General features: G+C 30.9%; 18 protein-coding genes. 1 reads left to right on the top strand and 17 read right to left on the bottom strand.

Annotated elements, in window-relative coordinates:
• Together recQ and B2671_RS03215 are read right to left on the bottom strand one after the other, a co-directional pair.
• The coding region (gene recQ / locus B2671_RS03220; RefSeq protein WP_414632608.1) for a DNA helicase RecQ at positions 1-2,230 on the bottom strand (2,230 nt) is incomplete at its 3' end.
• Positions 2,231-2,256: 26 nt separating this feature from the next.
• Positions 2,257-3,531 (bottom strand): amidohydrolase, encoded by a 1,275-nt coding sequence (locus tag B2671_RS03215; protein ID WP_346869131.1) that lies wholly within the window; start codon positions 3,529-3,531, stop codon positions 2,257-2,259.
• Between the two features lie 239 nt (positions 3,532-3,770).
• Between B2671_RS03215 and B2671_RS03210 the strand changes: the two genes are divergently transcribed.
• Positions 3,771-5,516, top strand: a complete 1,746-nt coding sequence (locus tag B2671_RS03210) for an Rqc2 family fibronectin-binding protein (RefSeq protein ID WP_346869130.1) — start codon at positions 3,771-3,773, stop codon at positions 5,514-5,516.
• Between the two features lie 41 nt (positions 5,517-5,557).
• Here B2671_RS03210 and B2671_RS03205 read toward each other — a convergent pair whose 3' ends face one another.
• The 15 genes from B2671_RS03205 to B2671_RS03135 all read right to left on the bottom strand — a co-directional run.
• The gene (locus B2671_RS03205; RefSeq protein WP_346869129.1) at positions 5,558-6,673 is read right to left on the bottom strand and encodes a class I SAM-dependent RNA methyltransferase; all 1,116 of its coding nucleotides are present in this window, start codon (positions 6,671-6,673) and stop codon (positions 5,558-5,560) included.
• Between the two features lie 12 nt (positions 6,674-6,685).
• Positions 6,686-7,225: a bifunctional pyr operon transcriptional regulator/uracil phosphoribosyltransferase PyrR gene (pyrR, locus tag B2671_RS03200; RefSeq protein ID WP_035129314.1), complete on the bottom strand. Its 540-nt coding sequence runs from the start codon at positions 7,223-7,225 to the stop codon at positions 6,686-6,688.
• A gap of 12 nt (positions 7,226-7,237) precedes the next feature.
• Positions 7,238-8,152, bottom strand: coding sequence for an RluA family pseudouridine synthase (locus B2671_RS03195; RefSeq protein WP_346869128.1), 915 nt, complete (start codon positions 8,150-8,152; stop codon positions 7,238-7,240).
• Positions 8,152-8,604, bottom strand: a complete 453-nt coding sequence (gene lspA / locus B2671_RS03190) for a signal peptidase II (protein ID WP_346869127.1) — start codon at positions 8,602-8,604, stop codon at positions 8,152-8,154. Before lspA ends, B2671_RS03195 begins: the two co-directional genes overlap by 1 nt.
• Before the next feature lie 12 nt (positions 8,605-8,616).
• The gene (gene aroF / locus B2671_RS03185) at positions 8,617-9,429 is read right to left on the bottom strand and encodes a 3-deoxy-7-phosphoheptulonate synthase (RefSeq protein WP_346869126.1); all 813 of its coding nucleotides are present in this window, start codon (positions 9,427-9,429) and stop codon (positions 8,617-8,619) included.
• 11 nt (positions 9,430-9,440) lie between these two features.
• Entirely contained in the window at positions 9,441-10,133 is a 693-nt protein-coding gene (locus B2671_RS03180; RefSeq protein ID WP_346869125.1) for a 5'-methylthioadenosine/adenosylhomocysteine nucleosidase, read from the bottom strand.
• Between the two features lie 381 nt (positions 10,134-10,514).
• Entirely contained in the window at positions 10,515-11,108 is a 594-nt protein-coding gene (locus B2671_RS03175) for a DivIVA domain-containing protein (RefSeq protein WP_346869124.1), read from the bottom strand.
• A gap of 15 nt (positions 11,109-11,123) precedes the next feature.
• Complete coding sequence (locus tag B2671_RS03170; RefSeq protein ID WP_346869123.1) at positions 11,124-11,900, bottom strand: YlmH/Sll1252 family protein; 777 nt, start codon at positions 11,898-11,900, stop codon at positions 11,124-11,126.
• Between the two features lie 140 nt (positions 11,901-12,040).
• Positions 12,041-12,490 (bottom strand): cell division protein SepF, encoded by a 450-nt coding sequence (locus B2671_RS03165; RefSeq protein WP_346869122.1) that lies wholly within the window; start codon positions 12,488-12,490, stop codon positions 12,041-12,043.
• 15 nt (positions 12,491-12,505) lie between these two features.
• Complete coding sequence (locus B2671_RS03160) at positions 12,506-13,174, bottom strand: YggS family pyridoxal phosphate-dependent enzyme (RefSeq protein WP_346869121.1); 669 nt, start codon at positions 13,172-13,174, stop codon at positions 12,506-12,508.
• A gap of 117 nt (positions 13,175-13,291) precedes the next feature.
• The gene (locus B2671_RS03155; protein ID WP_346869120.1) at positions 13,292-14,002 is read right to left on the bottom strand and encodes a DUF881 domain-containing protein; all 711 of its coding nucleotides are present in this window, start codon (positions 14,000-14,002) and stop codon (positions 13,292-13,294) included.
• A gap of 12 nt (positions 14,003-14,014) precedes the next feature.
• Positions 14,015-14,356 carry a small basic family protein gene (locus tag B2671_RS03150; RefSeq protein ID WP_343823599.1) on the bottom strand — a complete coding sequence of 114 codons (342 nt, stop codon included), beginning with the start codon at positions 14,354-14,356 and terminating at the stop codon, positions 14,015-14,017.
• A gap of 41 nt (positions 14,357-14,397) precedes the next feature.
• Positions 14,398-15,108, bottom strand: coding sequence for a DUF881 domain-containing protein (locus B2671_RS03145; protein WP_346869119.1), 711 nt, complete (start codon positions 15,106-15,108; stop codon positions 14,398-14,400).
• A 63-nt stretch (positions 15,109-15,171) separates the two neighbouring features.
• On the bottom strand, positions 15,172-15,972 hold the full coding sequence (locus B2671_RS03140; RefSeq protein WP_346869118.1) for a cell division protein FtsQ/DivIB: 801 nt from the start codon (positions 15,970-15,972) through the stop codon (positions 15,172-15,174).
• Positions 15,973-16,202: 230 nt separating this feature from the next.
• Positions 16,203-17,020: FtsW/RodA/SpoVE family cell cycle protein (locus B2671_RS03135; protein WP_346869117.1), on the bottom strand; the 818-nt coding region annotated here is incomplete at its 5' end.

Below are 17,020 nucleotides of genomic sequence, written 5' to 3'. Positions count from 1 at the left end.
TATCCTCAATTGCGAAGTCTTCATTTAACATGTCTAAAGCTATTTCCTTATTCTTTCTTTCATCTCCATCTATAACTAATCTTTTTTTCTTTTTTTCTTCCCATATAGGAGTTATTCCTTCTTCTTTTATATATGTATTTACTGCTTCTATTAAAGTCACTCCATATTTTTCTATTTTCTTAGGCCCCATACCTCCTATATCCTTTAGCTCTTCTAAGGTTTTAGGATATCTTCCACTTATCTCTTTTAGAGTATTTTTTGCTATGATATTCTGTTCCATAGCACCTTCTATCCTGCTTAATTCCCTTCGCACTAAAACTAACCTTTCAAATAGCTTTTTATCAGTATTTATATAAAAATCCCCTGATTCCTCCTTAATACTGCTAACCTCTTCTGATTTAGTTACACTAACTTCTTCATAGCTTTTGTCAGAGTTATCCTTTTCCGTAACAGTTAGATTGTTAGCTTCAACATACTCTATAATAGTACCTTGAAATTCCTTTCCATACTTACTATACTTAGTTTCTCCTACTCCAGATATCTCTAAAAACTCATCCTTATTTGTAGGGTGCTTAACACTCATTTCCCTAAGAGTTCCATCACTAAAAATTATATATGGAGGAATTCCAGCAGCTTTTGCCATGTTATATCTAAGTTCTCTTAATATATCAAAGAGTTCATTTCTTATCTCTGCATTAACTTTCACTTTAAATTCTTTAAAATGAACTACTTCCCGACCTCTAAGTACTTCCATAGACTTATTATTTAATGCAAGGACAGGATAAGTTCCTTCAACTTGATTTATATATCCATGAGAAATTAAGGTGTTTATAAAAGTTTTTAGATTTTCACCTGAATAATCCTTCATTATTCCATAGGTAGATAACTCCTGAAAATTAAACTGTGTAACCTTTTTATTTTTTGAACCTCTAAGTACATCTATAAGCATAGTTGCACCATAGTTTCGTTTCATCCTATATATACAAGATAGTACCTTTTGAGCATCTACAGTTTTATCAACTATCTCTCCCTGATTTAAACAATTACTACAATTTTTACAGTCATCTTCATAACTTTCTCCAAAGTAATTTAAAATATATTTTCTATAACAATCATTACTATAAACAAAATCCACCATCTGCTGAAGTGCTTTATACTGATTGTTTTTTCTCTCTGGATTTTCTATACTCATCTCTATTAAATACTTTTGAACATGGATATCTCCTGGAGAAAATAATAATATACACTGACTCTTCTCACCATCTCTACCAGCTCTTCCAATCTCTTGGTAATAACCTTCTATATTTTTAGGCATATTATAGTGAACCACATATCTTATATTAGACTTATCTATTCCCATACCAAAGGCATTAGTTGCCACCATAATCTTAACCCTATCATAAATAAAATCTTCTTGATTCTCTTTTCTTTCCTCGTCAGATAAACCCGCATGATATCTAGCTATATTATATCCCTTACTAGAAAGCTCTCTATAAATATTATCTACTTCCTTTCTAGTAGCTCCATATATAATACCAGAGTTTTCTTTATTGTCTTCCATAAATTTAAGAAAATATTTCTTCTTATTCTCAGATTTAACTATATTTATAGACAAGTTTTCTCTATCAAAGCCAGTAATAAATATTTTAGGACTTTGTAGCTTTAAAAGTTTTACTATGTCCTGTCTTACTTCTTTAGAAGCTGTAGCAGTAAAGGCTGTAACTATAGGTCTCACCATAAGCCTTTCTATAAAACCAGCAATTCTTTTATAGCTAGCTCTAAAGTCATGACCCCATTGAGATACACAATGGGCCTCATCTATAGCTATCTGGCTAATAGGTATCCTAGAAATTACATTATAAAATTCTATATTATCTAACCTCTCAGGGGCTATATAAAGTATTTTATATTTTTCTTCCTTTATTCCATCTAATACGTCCTTAAAATCTTTACTGCTTAAGGAGCTATTGATATAGCTACAAGGTATCCCCATGTCCTTAAGTGCATCTACTTGATCCTTCATAAGGGAAATTAAAGGTGAAATTACTATAGTTAATCCCTGTAGGATTAAAGCAGGCACTTGGTAACATATAGACTTACCACTACCTGTAGACATTATAGTCAATGCATCCTCTCCCTTTAAAATAGATTCTATAACTGGCTCTTGACCTGTCCTAAAGCTTTTATATCCATAATATTTTTCCAAAATTTCTTTCATTGCTTTTTTCAAAACTACACATCCCTTAGCTTGTTTAATTAAATCATATCCTTTTGTAAAAAGGTTTTTATCATACATACATAAGCATCATGACCTATTATAAGTGATTCTTCATTGAAATCAAAATGAGGATTATGATGTGGTGCCACAATAGAAGATGGAATTATAAAATACATTCCCTTTCCCCCTTGCTTTTCCACTTCTTCTAACATATAAGTTATATCCTCAGAGGCTCCAAAGGAAAATTCTTCAATAATTTCTATAGGTAAACTTCTAAGATCTTTTATTACTATCTTAGAAAATTCATTATCGTGGCTATTATATGCCCTTGCAGAACCAACTACTCTTATATTATATTCCACATTGTAGGAAATTGCTGCACCCTTAACTACACGACAAACCATATCCATTATTCTATCATTAATTTCGTTAGTATCTCCTCTAGTTTCCAACTGTAAAACTGCTTTATCTGCTATAACATTTTTTCCAGTTCCTCCATGAAGAGTTCCCACATTAAGTCTTCCTACTCCTTTTCCAAATTGCACTTGACTATGAAGATTTAAAATACAACTCGCCCCTGCTAAAAGAGCATTTCTTCCCTCTTCTGGGCAAAGACCTGCATGGGCAGATTTACCTAAGAACTCTACCTCCACTTTATTAGTGGCAAGCAAATTTTTAACTTTAACAGCTATAGCATTATTTTTATCAATAAAGCCAATGTGACCAGAAAATAAATAATCTACATCTTTTAAAACTCCAGCTTCTACCATAGACTTAGCCCCTCTAACCTCTTCCTCCGCCGGTTGAAATATAATCTTTATTTTTCCTGTTAATTTTTCTTTCATCTCTACAATAGTATTTGCGAGCTGAAGGCCTATAGCTATATGAGCATCGTGACCACAGCAATGACATATTCCTAGATTTTTAGAAGAAAATCCTTCTTTAAAAGGTCTATGATTTTCCTTAGCTTCCTCAACCTTAAGTCCATCTATATCAAATCTAAAAGCCATAGTAGGACCCGGAACTCCTGTATCAATAGTTGCTACTACCCCAGTATAGCCTTCTAGAATTTCATCTACATTAAAGGAACTGTTTTTTATTACTTCACTACACCCTAGCCTATGATTAGTAAGCATTTCCTCATCAGGCATACCTATTGGATTACTATGTATTTTCTTACCATATTGTAGATTATATCCAAGTTTTTTTAAGTAACCCATTATTTTTATGGTAGTTTCAAATTCTAACCAGCCAGCTTCTGCACATCTATGAAATTCCCTTCTTAAGTCAATAATACTTTCTCTTAATTCCATTTATATCCACCTTTCCTTTGTAATTTTTTCTATCTATTCAATTGTTATGTAAATTCATTCTTATTATTTCTTAAGTAACTACAGTTCCTTTAACTTAAATACTCCTCAAATACCATATTACTTTTATTATATCATCTTCAATTAAGGAAATTATCCTTGTCCTAACTTATTTTATATTTTATTTATAAAATAATAGTGATATACTGTAAAATATATGCTTAAATGAAAGGATGATTTATATGGCACTAGATGGATTATATTTGCGCTCTCTAGCCAATGAAATAAAAAACACTCTAATAAGCAGTAGAATAGATAAAATAACCCAGCCTGAAAAGGATGAAATAATACTGAGCTTTAAAATAAATAGGAAACCTGTTAGACTACTGCTAAATGCTAACGCTTCTTATCCTAGAATAAACTTTATAGATTACTCTAAGGAAAGTCCACTTAAGGCACCTGTATTTTGTATGGTTTTAAGAAAATATCTAAATACTGCAGTTTTAAAAGATGTGACTCAATTAAATAATGACAGAATCCTACTTTTAGATTTTGAAAGTAGTGATGAATTAGGCTTTAACAGTATATATACCCTGATAATTGAAATCATGGGTAGACACAGTAACATTACTTTGATAAGAAAAAGAGATGGACTCATCATGGATTCCATAAAACATATTACACCAGATATAAATACCTATCGAGTACTCTATCCTGGTATTGAATATGTATATCCCCCTGAAAGTAATAAACCTGATATATTCAACACTACCTTTGAATTATTTCAAGAAAAAACTTTAAGTCTCTATGAGGATGAAGAACTAAATGAAAAATTCTTTACTAGAGCTTTAGATGGAGTAAGTAATCCTATAGCTAAAGAGATTTCTTTTAGGCTAAATAAAAGAAATATTCCTTTAAGTAAAAATAACCTAAAGGAAATCTATGAATTCTTAATAGATTTTTTCTCTAAATCCAAAGATAATAATTATGACCTTTATAGCTATTCCATAAATGATGAACTAAAGGATTTCCACTGTATAAAGCTAGAGCATATTTTAGATGATGGTGGGCAATGTGAAGAATATTCTTCTCCTAGTAGTCTTCTAGAAAGCTTCTATCATGCAAAGGATAAAATAAATAGACTTCAAAGTAAAAGCCATGATATGCAAAAGCTAGTTACAAATAACATAGACAGAGTTGAAAAAAAATTAAACATTTTAAAGAAAACTTTAATTGAATGTGAAGAAAAGCAAAAATATAATCTATATGGAGAGCTTATAACTGCAAATATTTATAATATTAAAAAAGGTGATAAAGAGGTTGAAGCATTAAATTACTATAGTGAGGAAGAAGAATATATTAAAATTCCTTTAGATATAAATAAAACCCCTTCTGAAAATGCTCAAAAGTATTTTAAAAAATATAATAAATTAAAAGCTGCAGAAGAAAATGCATATATCCAAATAGAATTAGCTGAAGAAGAGGATGAATATCTTCAATCAGTACTTAGTAATATTGAAAATGCTGATAACTATAAAGATTTAGAGGATATAAAAAGTGAGTTAGTGGAAACTGGCTATATTGCTTTCAAAAAGTCTATGAAAAGTAAAAAGACTAAGGCTTCAAAACCACTCCACTTCATATCTAGTGATGGCATTGATATATATGTAGGTAAAAACAATCTAGAAAATGATTATTTAACTCTGAAGTTTGCTCATAACAATGATATTTGGCTTCACATAAAAAATATCCCAGGTTCCCATGTAATCATTAAAAACCATGGAGATGTACCTGATTCCACCCTTCTTGAAGCTGCTACCTTAGCCGCCTTCTATAGCAAGGGTAAAAACTCTACAAAGGTACCTATAGACTACACAGAAATTAGAAATGTTAAAAAAATGGCTAAAGGAAAGCCTGGTATGGTAACCTACTCCACAAACAAAACCATCTATGTAGATCCTATAAAACTTGATTTAAAGCAAGTTTAAAACAAAGACTATCTCAAAACTTTTTTGAGATAGTCTTTAATTTATTTCTTCGGATTATATTGATAGTAATAACACTGAATTCGTCCATTATAAAGCTTCCTGTTTTTATCAGCTTTTTTTCCAAATACTTTTTGAAAGTCATCATAGGATGTTAGTACATAGCAAGACCAATCCTCTAGTCCTGCATACACATTAGAAAAAGTTTTGTAGAGATACTTAACCTCATCTTCATCTAAAAGTCTCTCTCCATAAGGTGGATTAGTTATTATCATACCACCTTTTTTTCTATTTCTTACATCCTTCATATCAAGTCTTTGGAAGTTAACATACTTCTCTACACCTGCTTTTTTAGCATTATCCATTGCAGTTCTAAGGACTCTTCCATCTATATCAGATCCTTGAATAACGAAGTCCTTTTTATTAACACTTCTTTTTGCTCCTTCACGTACCTGATTCCAAATTTCTTTGTCAAAGGTAGGCCAAGTTTCACTTACAAAGTGTCTATTAACTCCTGGTGCTATGTTTTTAGCTATCAGTGCAGCTTCTATAGGTATAGTTCCTGATCCACAAAATGGGTCTATTAAAAGTTCATCTCCATTGAATTTGGCTATCAAAACTAAGGCTGCTGCTAAGGTTTCCTTCAAAGGAGCCATTCCTGCGTTTTCCCTATACCCCCTCTTATGAAGTCCTACTCCAGATGTATCTACTGCAAGGGTTACCTTATCCTTTAGAATTCCAACTTCTATCTTATATACTGGTCCATCTTCACTAAACCAATTAGTATCATATTTTTCTTTCATTTTTTCTACTACAGCTTTTTTTACTATACCTTGACAGTCAGGTACACTATGTAAGGTAGATTTAACAGATTTTCCTATAACATGCATCTTACCGTCTATAGGTATTAAGCTACCCCAGTCAACTTTTTTAGTTCCTTGAAACAATTCTTCAAAGGAGGTAGCTTCAAATTCTGACATCTCTAGAAAAACTCTCTCTGCAGTTCTTAAATGAATATTACAGATAGCAACATCCATTTCATCTCCTTCAAAGGTTATCTTTCCATTTTCTATTTTTAAGTCTTCATATCCTAAATTCTTTAGCTCCTTGCCTGTAATAGCCTCTATACCAAAGGTAGTAGTTACAATTATTTTATACATAAATTTTTTCTCCTAATTATTCTCGTATAAACTTACAGAGTCCACTCCATCTTTTTCTACTAGTTCAACAGATATATCCTCTTTTCTTGAAGTTGGTATGTTTTTCCCCACATAATCAGCTCTTATTGGTAGCTCTCTATGGCCTCTATCTACAAGTACAGCTAGCTGAATCATTTCAGGTCTTCCTCTATCTATGATTGCATCAATTGCAGCTCTTACACTTCTTCCTGTAAATAAAACATCATCCACTAGAATTATTCTCTTACCAGTTATGTCTACACCTAATTCTATACTATTATGTTCCTTTAAGTTTTCAGGTTTTTTTAGGTCGTCTCTATATTTAGTTATATCTACACTACCTACTTCTACCTCTTCACCTTCAAACATGTTGATCAGTTCAGCAATTCTATTAGCTAGTGGCACTCCTCTACTTTTTATTCCTAATATAACTAAGTTTTCTGTACCCTTGTTTTTTTCTATAATTTCATGAGAAATTCTCGTCAGAGTTCTCTTAATTGCTTTATCGTCCATAAGTACTGATTTCAGTTCCATAACAATACCTCCTTAAACTTCTTTTCTTAATTTATCTAATATATCCTGAAAATATTCTGGAAGTTGTGAATCAAATTCCATATACTCTCCTGTGGTAGGATGTATAAAGCCTAAATTTTTCGCATGAAGTGCTTGACCTTGCAACTTAAACTTCTGTTTTTTATATCCATATACTTGATCTCCAATTAGTGGATGATGTAAATGAGCCATATGAACTCTAATTTGATGTGTTCTACCTGTTTCTAATCTACATTCCACCAAAGTATTACTTTTAAATCGCTCCAACACTTTATAATTAGTAATAGCTTCTTTTCCATACTTAACTACAGCCATCTTTATTCTCTCTATAGGATGTCTTCCTATGTTGGTTCTAACACTACCTTCTTCCTCCTTTACTATACCTTCTACTATGGCATAGTAAGTTCTCTTCATGGAGTGATCCTTTAGCTGCATAGCTAATGAATTATGAGATTTATCATTTTTAGCAACTACTAATACCCCTGAAGTATCTTTATCAATTCTGTGTACAATACCAGGTCTTATAACTCCGTTTATACCTGATAAGTCCTTACAATGATGAAGAAGACCATTAACAAGTGTTCCAGTATAATTTCCTGGGGCAGGGTGGACTACCATGTCCTGTGGCTTATTTATTACTATAACATCACTGTCCTCATAAATTATATCTAAAGGAATATCTTCAGCATCTACTTGAAGCTCCACTGGCTCAGCTAGTTCTACTTGAACCTGGTCCCCTATTCTTAATTTGTAATTACTTTTCTTTATCTGTCCATTGACTTTCACTTGTTGTTTTTCAATAATTCCCTGAACAAAAGATCTAGACATATCTACTTCATTTTCACTTACAAATAAGTCAAGTCTCTTCCCCACATTTTCTTCTTCTATAGTGTAATTTTTAAAATCCATTAAATATCATCCTTCAGTATACATATTAATAGAAAAAACGTTCCTATACAAACTAGCATATCAGCCACATTAAAGGTTGGAAAATAATATACATCCCTATAGTGAATCATAATAAAATCCACTACATAATTATAACTTATCCTATCTATAAGATTACCTATTGCTCCTGCAATTATCATAGCAATAGATACATATACTAATTTGAACTTAGGCTTATACTTTAATAAATAGAATATCATGCCTATAACTACAATTATAGTAATAACAATAAATAACCACTGTTTATTTTGAAGCATTCCAAAGGCAGCTCCACGGTTTTCTAAATAATCAAGAGTAAAGAAATCCTTAATTACAGTTAATCCTTCTGAACCCTTTAAGGTACCTATAGCCCACCATTTTGTTCCTCTATCTATTATTAGACCTAATACTACTATTATTATTCCTAAAGTCAAAACCACTCCCCCTTATCTTAACTCGGATAAAATATTTTTAATTGTATTAGACTTGTTTATAATTTTTTTTAAATTTTCTACATTAATAGTTTGCCTTGCATCTGATACAGAATTATCAGGGTTTACATGACTTTCTATAATTAATCCATCTGCACCAGCTGCCACAGCAGCTAAACTCATAGCTTCAACTAACTCACGTCTTCCAGTTCCATGACTAGGGTCCACAATAACAGGAAGTCTATAATTTTCCTTAATTACTGCCACAGAGTTTAAATCCAAAGTATTTCTAGTAGTAGTCTCAAAGGTTCTTACTCCTCTTTCACAAAGCACTACTTGATTATTACCTTCCTTTAAAATATATTCAGCTGCATAAATCCATTCAGCTACAGTAGCACTTATTCCTCTTTTTAGAAGTATAGGTACTTTAAGCTTTCCTAATTCCTTCAAAAATGTATAGTTATACATATTTCTAGAACCTACCTGTATCATATCTACATAAGGAAGAGAAATTTCTATATCTCTAGCATCCATTACCTCAGATACTACTGGCAAGCCAAATTCATTTCCCACTTCTTTAAGTATTTTTAGTCCCTCTATACCGAGACCTTGAAAATCATAGGGAGATGTTCTAGGCTTGAAGGCACCTGCTCTCATCATATGTGCTCCTTGGTCCTTCAAGGCTCTTCCTATTTTTATCATTTTATCATAGTTTTCTACTGCACATGGTCCAGATATAAACACTAAGTCATCTCCACCTATGATTACATTCTTAACCTGTACTGAAATTTTTTCTCCACTATTTTTTTCTGCAAGTATTCTTTTCATATAATATCACCTTATAAAGTTTTTAACATAGAACGCAATATAGTATTTGAATTTTTAACTGATATTGCTTTGAATTTTTCATAATCCATATGTGCTCCATTATTAGCATTGTCAGAAATTGATCGTATTATAACAAAAGGTTTGTTATTAAGATAAGCAGCATGAGCTATACTTGCTCCTTCCATCTCGCAAGATAGCGCATTAAACTCACTTTTTAACCATCTTATCTTCTCTATATCAGCTATAAATTGATCTCCAGATACTATTCTACCAGTAAAAATATTTATATCTTTTATACCCTCACAAGCACTTTGAGCTTTTTCTACTAATCCCTTATCACATTTAAAGTCAAAGACTTCCATATTAGGAACTTGACCTGGTCTATCTCCAAATTTAGTTGTGTCCATATCATGCTCCACTAAATCTGTGGCAATAACCACATCTCCTGGATAAATATCTTCTCCAATACCACCAGCTATACCAACATTTATAACTGCATCCACATTGAAGTCATCAACTAAAATTTGTGTACAAACTGCTGCATTTACCTTACCTATTCCACTTCTAACTATTACAACATCCTTATCATAAATAGTTCCATGATTAAATGTCATCATTGCTCTTGTAACTTTTTTCTTTATTTCCATATCAGCTATTAGAGAACTTACTTCCTCTTCCATAGCTCCTATAATTCCTATTCTCATGCTAAAATCTCCTCTTTTCTTCCTAGGTACAAATAATTCTAGGTACTTTTCTTTAATACAAATTTAGGTAACCAATTATGTTAATACATATCCAAGTATAATTTTTCACATTAATTGGGTATAACTACATCTATTATAATATACATGTTTCGGGATATGTCAATAGCTTTTAGCAGATAAAAAAATCTCACCCTAAAGTGAGATTAAAGAGCTACTACGTCCCTGTATAACGATTTCCCCTAAAGGACAACGAATTCTAAGTATGAAATAAATTGATACTTAGAATTTTGTTAGTAACCTTCAGTTGGAGTAAATAACTCTGTTTATACATTAATCATATTTACGAAAAATTACACAATATATGTAAATACAATTTCAGTATTACTTATCTACAAAAAAGCTTTTTATATCCTCTAATTCAGCTGTATTATATTCAAAGCTTTCTACATCTTTTTCTGAAGCAACTTCTAGTGCTGGCTCATGTACCTTCTCTTCGATTACAGTTGAAATATTATAATTTTTATCAAAATCTTTTTCTAGAGCTTCAAACATTTCCATTTGTGTAACTATAAAGTTTCTAAACTTGCTCCTAAACTTAGCAAATTCCTGTTTTGTTCTATCGAACTCATCATTGATATTTAAAACATCAGTGTGAGCTTTATCTAAAATTCTTTTAGCACTTTCATTTGCATTTTTAATTATAAGTTCAGCTTCGGATTGAGAACTTTGCTTTGCCTGTTCTGCTGCATTTTGTGCTAATAACAAAGTGCTTTGAATAGTAGTTTCCATCTTTGCATAATGATCTAATTTATCTTGAAAAACATCTGATTTTTCTTTTAAAATAGCATTTTCCTTATACACGGTTTCATAATCCTCAGAAATTTGTTCTAAAAATTCATCCACCTCATCCATGTTATATCCTCTCATGGCTTTTTTAAAATCTTTGTTCATAATGTCCATAGCTGTCATCTTCATATCCTTCACCCCGCATTAAATATATTTACCTATTAATAATTTAATTCGTCCCTTACTAGTTTCTCCTTCAATTGAATTAATTTTATACTTTCCAAATCCCCTTATGGTAATAGTATCCTTCATTTCTATTAATTTATCTTTTCTATTACATTTAAGATAATTTAATAATACAGAACCATTACCTATAATATCTATGCCTTTAGCCCTAGACATATTGCAAATACTAGATACCACATTATCTACTCTAAGGGATGTAACAATTACAGTCTTTTCTTCAAATTCAATCTTTGGGATATCTTCACTATTTATATCTATTCTATCAATAGTACATGGACAACTTCCAATAGTAGTTAAATTATCTTGAACATATTGAGAAACTGACCTTGTCATTGGAACAAAGCATACATCTCCTTTTACTACTAAGTCTCCAAATAAGCTTCTCTTAACTCCCAAAGCCATCATAGAGCCTAAATAATCTTTATGCTTAAGATCTTTAAACTTTGATTTATTTTTTATCTTAACAACATGAATATCATAGTCCAGAGTTTCATATGTATTAATAGAAAAACATAATATCTTTCTCTCACAATCCGCAAACACACCAGTACCATGAACAAAAACCCCAAGTTTACTTTGGTTGTTTTTTATATTCATATAGATATCCGGAGTTACAAACTCCTTTGTATATATAGGAATTTCTATGTTTTTACATAGCTCTATGTCCTCATATATACTTGAAATATAATTTTTATCGTGATCTTTAAATATATCTAAAAAGGTTTTTTTCTCCATAGCTTTCCTCTAATTCATTATATATTATTAAATTAATTATAATTCCTCTTTATACTGTTCATGTTTTATAAGCTATATTCTACCACTCAAATATATAAAAAATTAACCACGTAACACTTTACTAAGTTTGAGTACTAGACTTATTTGAATGAACTAAAAATTCCTTTGTTTGTAAGCTCATTTTTTAATTCATTACTAACTTCAATATTAGATGGAGTTAATATAAATACGCCCTTTTCTACAGGTTGAAGTCCACCCTCTAATGCATAAATAGCTCCTATTAGGAAATCAAGTATTCTTTGACCTTCCTTAGGTTCTACTCCATTTAAATTAACAATAACAATTCTTCTAGACTTTAAATTGTCTACAATAATTTTCCCCTCATCATAATTTGAAGGCTTACTAATTACAACCTTTGAGGATGATGCAGTATGAATATTAACTATTTTATTTTGCTTCTTACTTACGAAAGGTTCAATTTCAATCTCCTCTTCCCCTGCATCATAGTTTTCTTCCCTATTCTCTAATAATTCTTCATCATCTTCTTCATCAAATCCCATCATTCTACTTATTCCTTTGAAAAATTCCATAATAAAACCTTCCTCCTACCTTAATTTGTTATAATCTCTTTTCCCAAAAACCCCTTCACCAATTCGAATCATATTTGATCCTACTTTTAAAGCTTCTTTATAATCTCCACTCATTCCCATAGATAAAATCTCCATGGTAATATTTTTATAGCTTTTAGTTTTCAGGGTATCAAATACTTCTTTAGTCTTAGTAAAATAGTAATTACAACTTTCAGTATCTCCTTTTGGAATAGTAGCCATAATACCTTTCACCTTGACGTTTTTACATTGTTCACAAGCATTTATAAGTTCATCTAAATCTTCCATCATAATCCCAGTTTTAGACTCTTCTCTACCTATATTAATTTGAATTAATACATTTGCAATAAGTTCCTTACTTGAAAATTGTCTTTCAATCTCCTGTAAAAGTCTAACACTATCTAAAGAATGTATTAAATAAACTCGTCCAACTAAATATTTAACCTTATTTCTTTGAAGATGACCTATTAAGTGCCACCTAATATCCTTAGGTAAGATTTCTTGCTTTTCCATTAACTCTTGAACTTTATTCTCTCCAAAATTTCTTTCCCCTAAGTCATATACATTTTGTATTTCAGCTATAGATCTAGTTTTTGATACTGAAATCAATGTCACTTCTTCTGGCAACTCATTCTTCAATTTTATAAAATTTTCTTCAATAGACAATTTTATTCCTCCCGTCTCATATACAAACTCTAGCTTATAATGGAAAATATATGCCCATATATTTTATTCTCGATATAATCTAAAAAACCTTTAATATTATTAATTTTTTCTAGTTTTTTATTTTAATTTTAAATACTCACTTTTTAACTCTCCATTATAGGCTGGCAACTTTTCATCATAAACTGATTCAATATCTACATAACAACCTCTTGCCTTCAAACTCTTAAGATGATTTTGTTGATTTTCAAGAAAACTATTTATTACATCTTCATTTCCTATAGCTGTAATATAAAACGGAGCTATTATCTTTATTCCATCTACCTCTATAGTTGGCCCAGCACAAAGTCCAGCTGTTGAACCTATTATTCTATATCCATTAATAGCTATCGCCTCCGCTCCTGCAGCTTTTAAATCATTAATAACCCATACTAAATCATAATCATGAACAAGCATATCGTGGAGTACATTTTCCCCTAAAATTGTAAATTCCGGTGCATCATTTAAAGTAATTTTTACACCATTTCCAACAACTGGAAGCAACCCTAATGAAATCTTATTCTCGTTTATCTCTCCAGTCATCTCTTTTCTAACTTCATCCTCAGATATACTACTTCTTTCATATTTATTGATTTTATCATTAATTTCAACATATTGGTCTTCTAAATTACTTATTTCATTTTGTAACTTTGTCCTACTATCATATGCCTTTTGATATTGCTCTACATCTAAAAATTTAGTTTCTCCTCCTAAATTTACATTCATAGCTATTAAAATACCAATTATAATGGTAGCTATAAGTAAAAATATATTAGCTTCATTAACTCGCATTTAATTATCTCCTTAATGATGTGTTTTTATTCTATCCATCAATAACCTTCTTATAACAGCAAAGTTTGTAAATATCCTCTGTCCAAATATTATAATTGCTGCGATATATACAGGTATACCCAACTTATCCCCTAGATAAACCATTCCTGCTGCTAAAAATGCATTTCCAAAGAATCCTGATATAAATATATCTGGTCTAAAATCCTTATTTAAAGTAGCTCTAATAGCACCAAAAGTGGAGTCTATACAAGCAAATATTGCAACAGATATATATGGTGATAATTTAAGTGGAAAATTTATGTTGAAAGCTATTCCTAATATAATTCCTATTATAAGTCCTACTAATGCAATCATTTTAACACTCCTACTCTTAGTTTTCTTCTANNATCCTACTCTTAGTTTTCTTTTACTTCTTTTATGTGTTCATATTTTACTGGTATACTTGCCTTTTTAATTTTAATGTTATCCTTTGTTTCCGATGTAACCTCACAGATTCTTTTTACTCTATTAGGAATAAACCATCCTTTAGTCCCTTCCAATATAGTTTTATTTCCTATAGCTTTTATTACTATACGCTCCTGTTGTGAAATTCTTTCACCATTAATTCTAATACTATTTCCTGCTATCCTTATACTGCTGTTTCCAATAAGTCTTATATCATTTATAGATACAGCTTCAGCACCTGCAGCATATAATTCATTAACGATATACAGTAACTCATAATCTTGTATAGGATCATCTTCTACTTGTGGAGTGAATAAACTAGTTTTAGGATCAATATATATTGTAATACCTGGTCCCTCAACATTAGTTACTCCTGCTCTAAGTCTAGTATTATTTAGCTCTTCAAGGAGCCTTTGATTCTTTGTATCTTCCGTTGCTTCCTTTTCGTATTCAGCCGCTTTCACCTCTAGTTCCTCAACAGTCTTTTCTAATTCTTCCTTTTGTTTTTTTAATTGTTCATTTTCTAAATATATTTCTGGACTTTGTGAACCCTCAACTTTATCTATACTTTGCTCTCCTATAGTATTAAGCTGAGTAATTATAACAAATCCAAACATTAAAAATATAAGTCCGGTACATAGCTTGGAAATAATACTTTTCACTTACCCTACCTCCCAATAAAATCTTTCTTGAACTATGATGCTTTTACCATTTAATCTTTTGAACTATTTTTCCTTATAAATAACTGGATTACCTTCAAAACTTACATCCACATATCCCTTCATCTCTCCAAGGGCCCCACTTTCTATTATACTAAAACCTCTAGCAACTTTACTATTCACTTTATCAACCGTTCCGAGTTTTATGTGTAAATTATTTACGTATAATTTTAAGTCTACAAAGTCATTAACTTCCAATTTTATTATGCTGTATTTTCCAAATAAACTATTTTCTTTTAAAAACTTGTAAATATCGCAAATACCCTTTATTTTATCTTCATCTATATTTTTAATCTGTTCACCTATTTTTAAATATGTTTCATCAATTCCTTCAATCCTCAAAGCTTCTATGCCTTCAACAGATTCCTTCTTTTCCAAAACCACACCCTTATCATCAATCACATAGAAACCTCCTGATATTTCTGTGTAGAAAGCAATCTTTCTCTCATTGATAGCAATAGATAGTTTATTAGGATATTTTCTAATAATGGTTGCTTCTAATATGTAAGGGTTTTTCTCTAGCTCTTTTTCCATTTTTTTTGTTTTTATCTTGAATATATTGGTACCCTTTTGAAGCTTTGTAGTTGTTTTAACACTGTCTTCAGATAAATTTACCAACCCACTAACTAAAATCTCTGATAAATTAAAAGTAGGTAAAGTTAAAGCCAAAGTTATTAAAATAGAAATCATTACTACAAGTAGTAACATGGTTTTTTTTAATTTAATTTTTTTTTTCTTTCGCTTTAATATTTCTTCTTTATTATCTATTATATAATTACCATAACTCTGTTTAGTTTTCTTTGCCACATTTCCACCACCAAATTACAATATATAAATATGAAAGTAAATTAATACACCTTATATCATACCATTTTTATATTACAAATTCATTACAAAAATATTAAATATTACGGCTATGTGTATTATCTTTTATTATTTAATAATATACTGGAGTATTTGTTCAAAATTCAATCCTATTACTACAGAGCCAAAATAATAGGACTGAAGAATACAAAGCATCTTCAGTCCTATTATTTCTATGAAGTTTTTTTATTGTTCTGCCGAGTTATATTAAGAAGTATTCCCATAAATAACATATTAATTACTAAGGAAGACCCTCCATAGCTTATGAATGGTAGAGGAACACCTGTTACTGGCATAGAGCCTGTAACAACAGCAATATTGATTAAGCTTTGAATAACTACTACAGAAGTTATTCCTGTAGCTAATAGGGAACCGTACATATCCTTTGCCTTAGATGCTGCAATAACTCCCCTCCATAGAAACAGTATAAACAATATAATAATAAAGGCACAGCCTATAAAACCTAGTTCTTCACCTATAACTGACAATATAAAATCATTATGAGGTTCAGGAATATAAAAACACTTTTGTCTTGATTGACCTATTCCAACACCAATAAGTCCTCCAGAACCTAATGCTAAGAGAGATTGTACCAATTGATATCCATCTCCTTGAGAATCACTCCAAGGATTAGTAAAACTTAAAAGCCTTCTAAGTCTATATTCCTCTGTTAAAATAAAAACAGCCCCTAAAACTCCTACAGTTCCTATTAGTCCTCCCATATGAATAACTTTAGTTCCAGCTACAAATAACATTATAAGACTAACCACCATGGTAACTGTGGCAATACTAAGATTCTTTTCAAGAAGAATCATCCCCGCTATAAAACCTGCAAATAAAAGGTTAGGCACTACGCCCTTCCAAAACTTTTTTATATTTTGGGGATTGTTTGATATATATTTTGCTACAAAAAGCACTACCACGTACTTTGCAATCTCCGATGGTTGGAAAGATAATGGTCCTAGTCTAATCCAACGCTGAGCTCCCTTTA

It is taken from the genome of Clostridium sp. UBA5119 (assembly GCF_002414285.1).
GTDB lineage: Bacteria > Bacillota > Clostridia > Clostridiales > Clostridiaceae > Clostridium_J > Clostridium_J sulfidigenes.
This window is presented reverse-complemented; position numbering and strand designations above follow the sequence as displayed.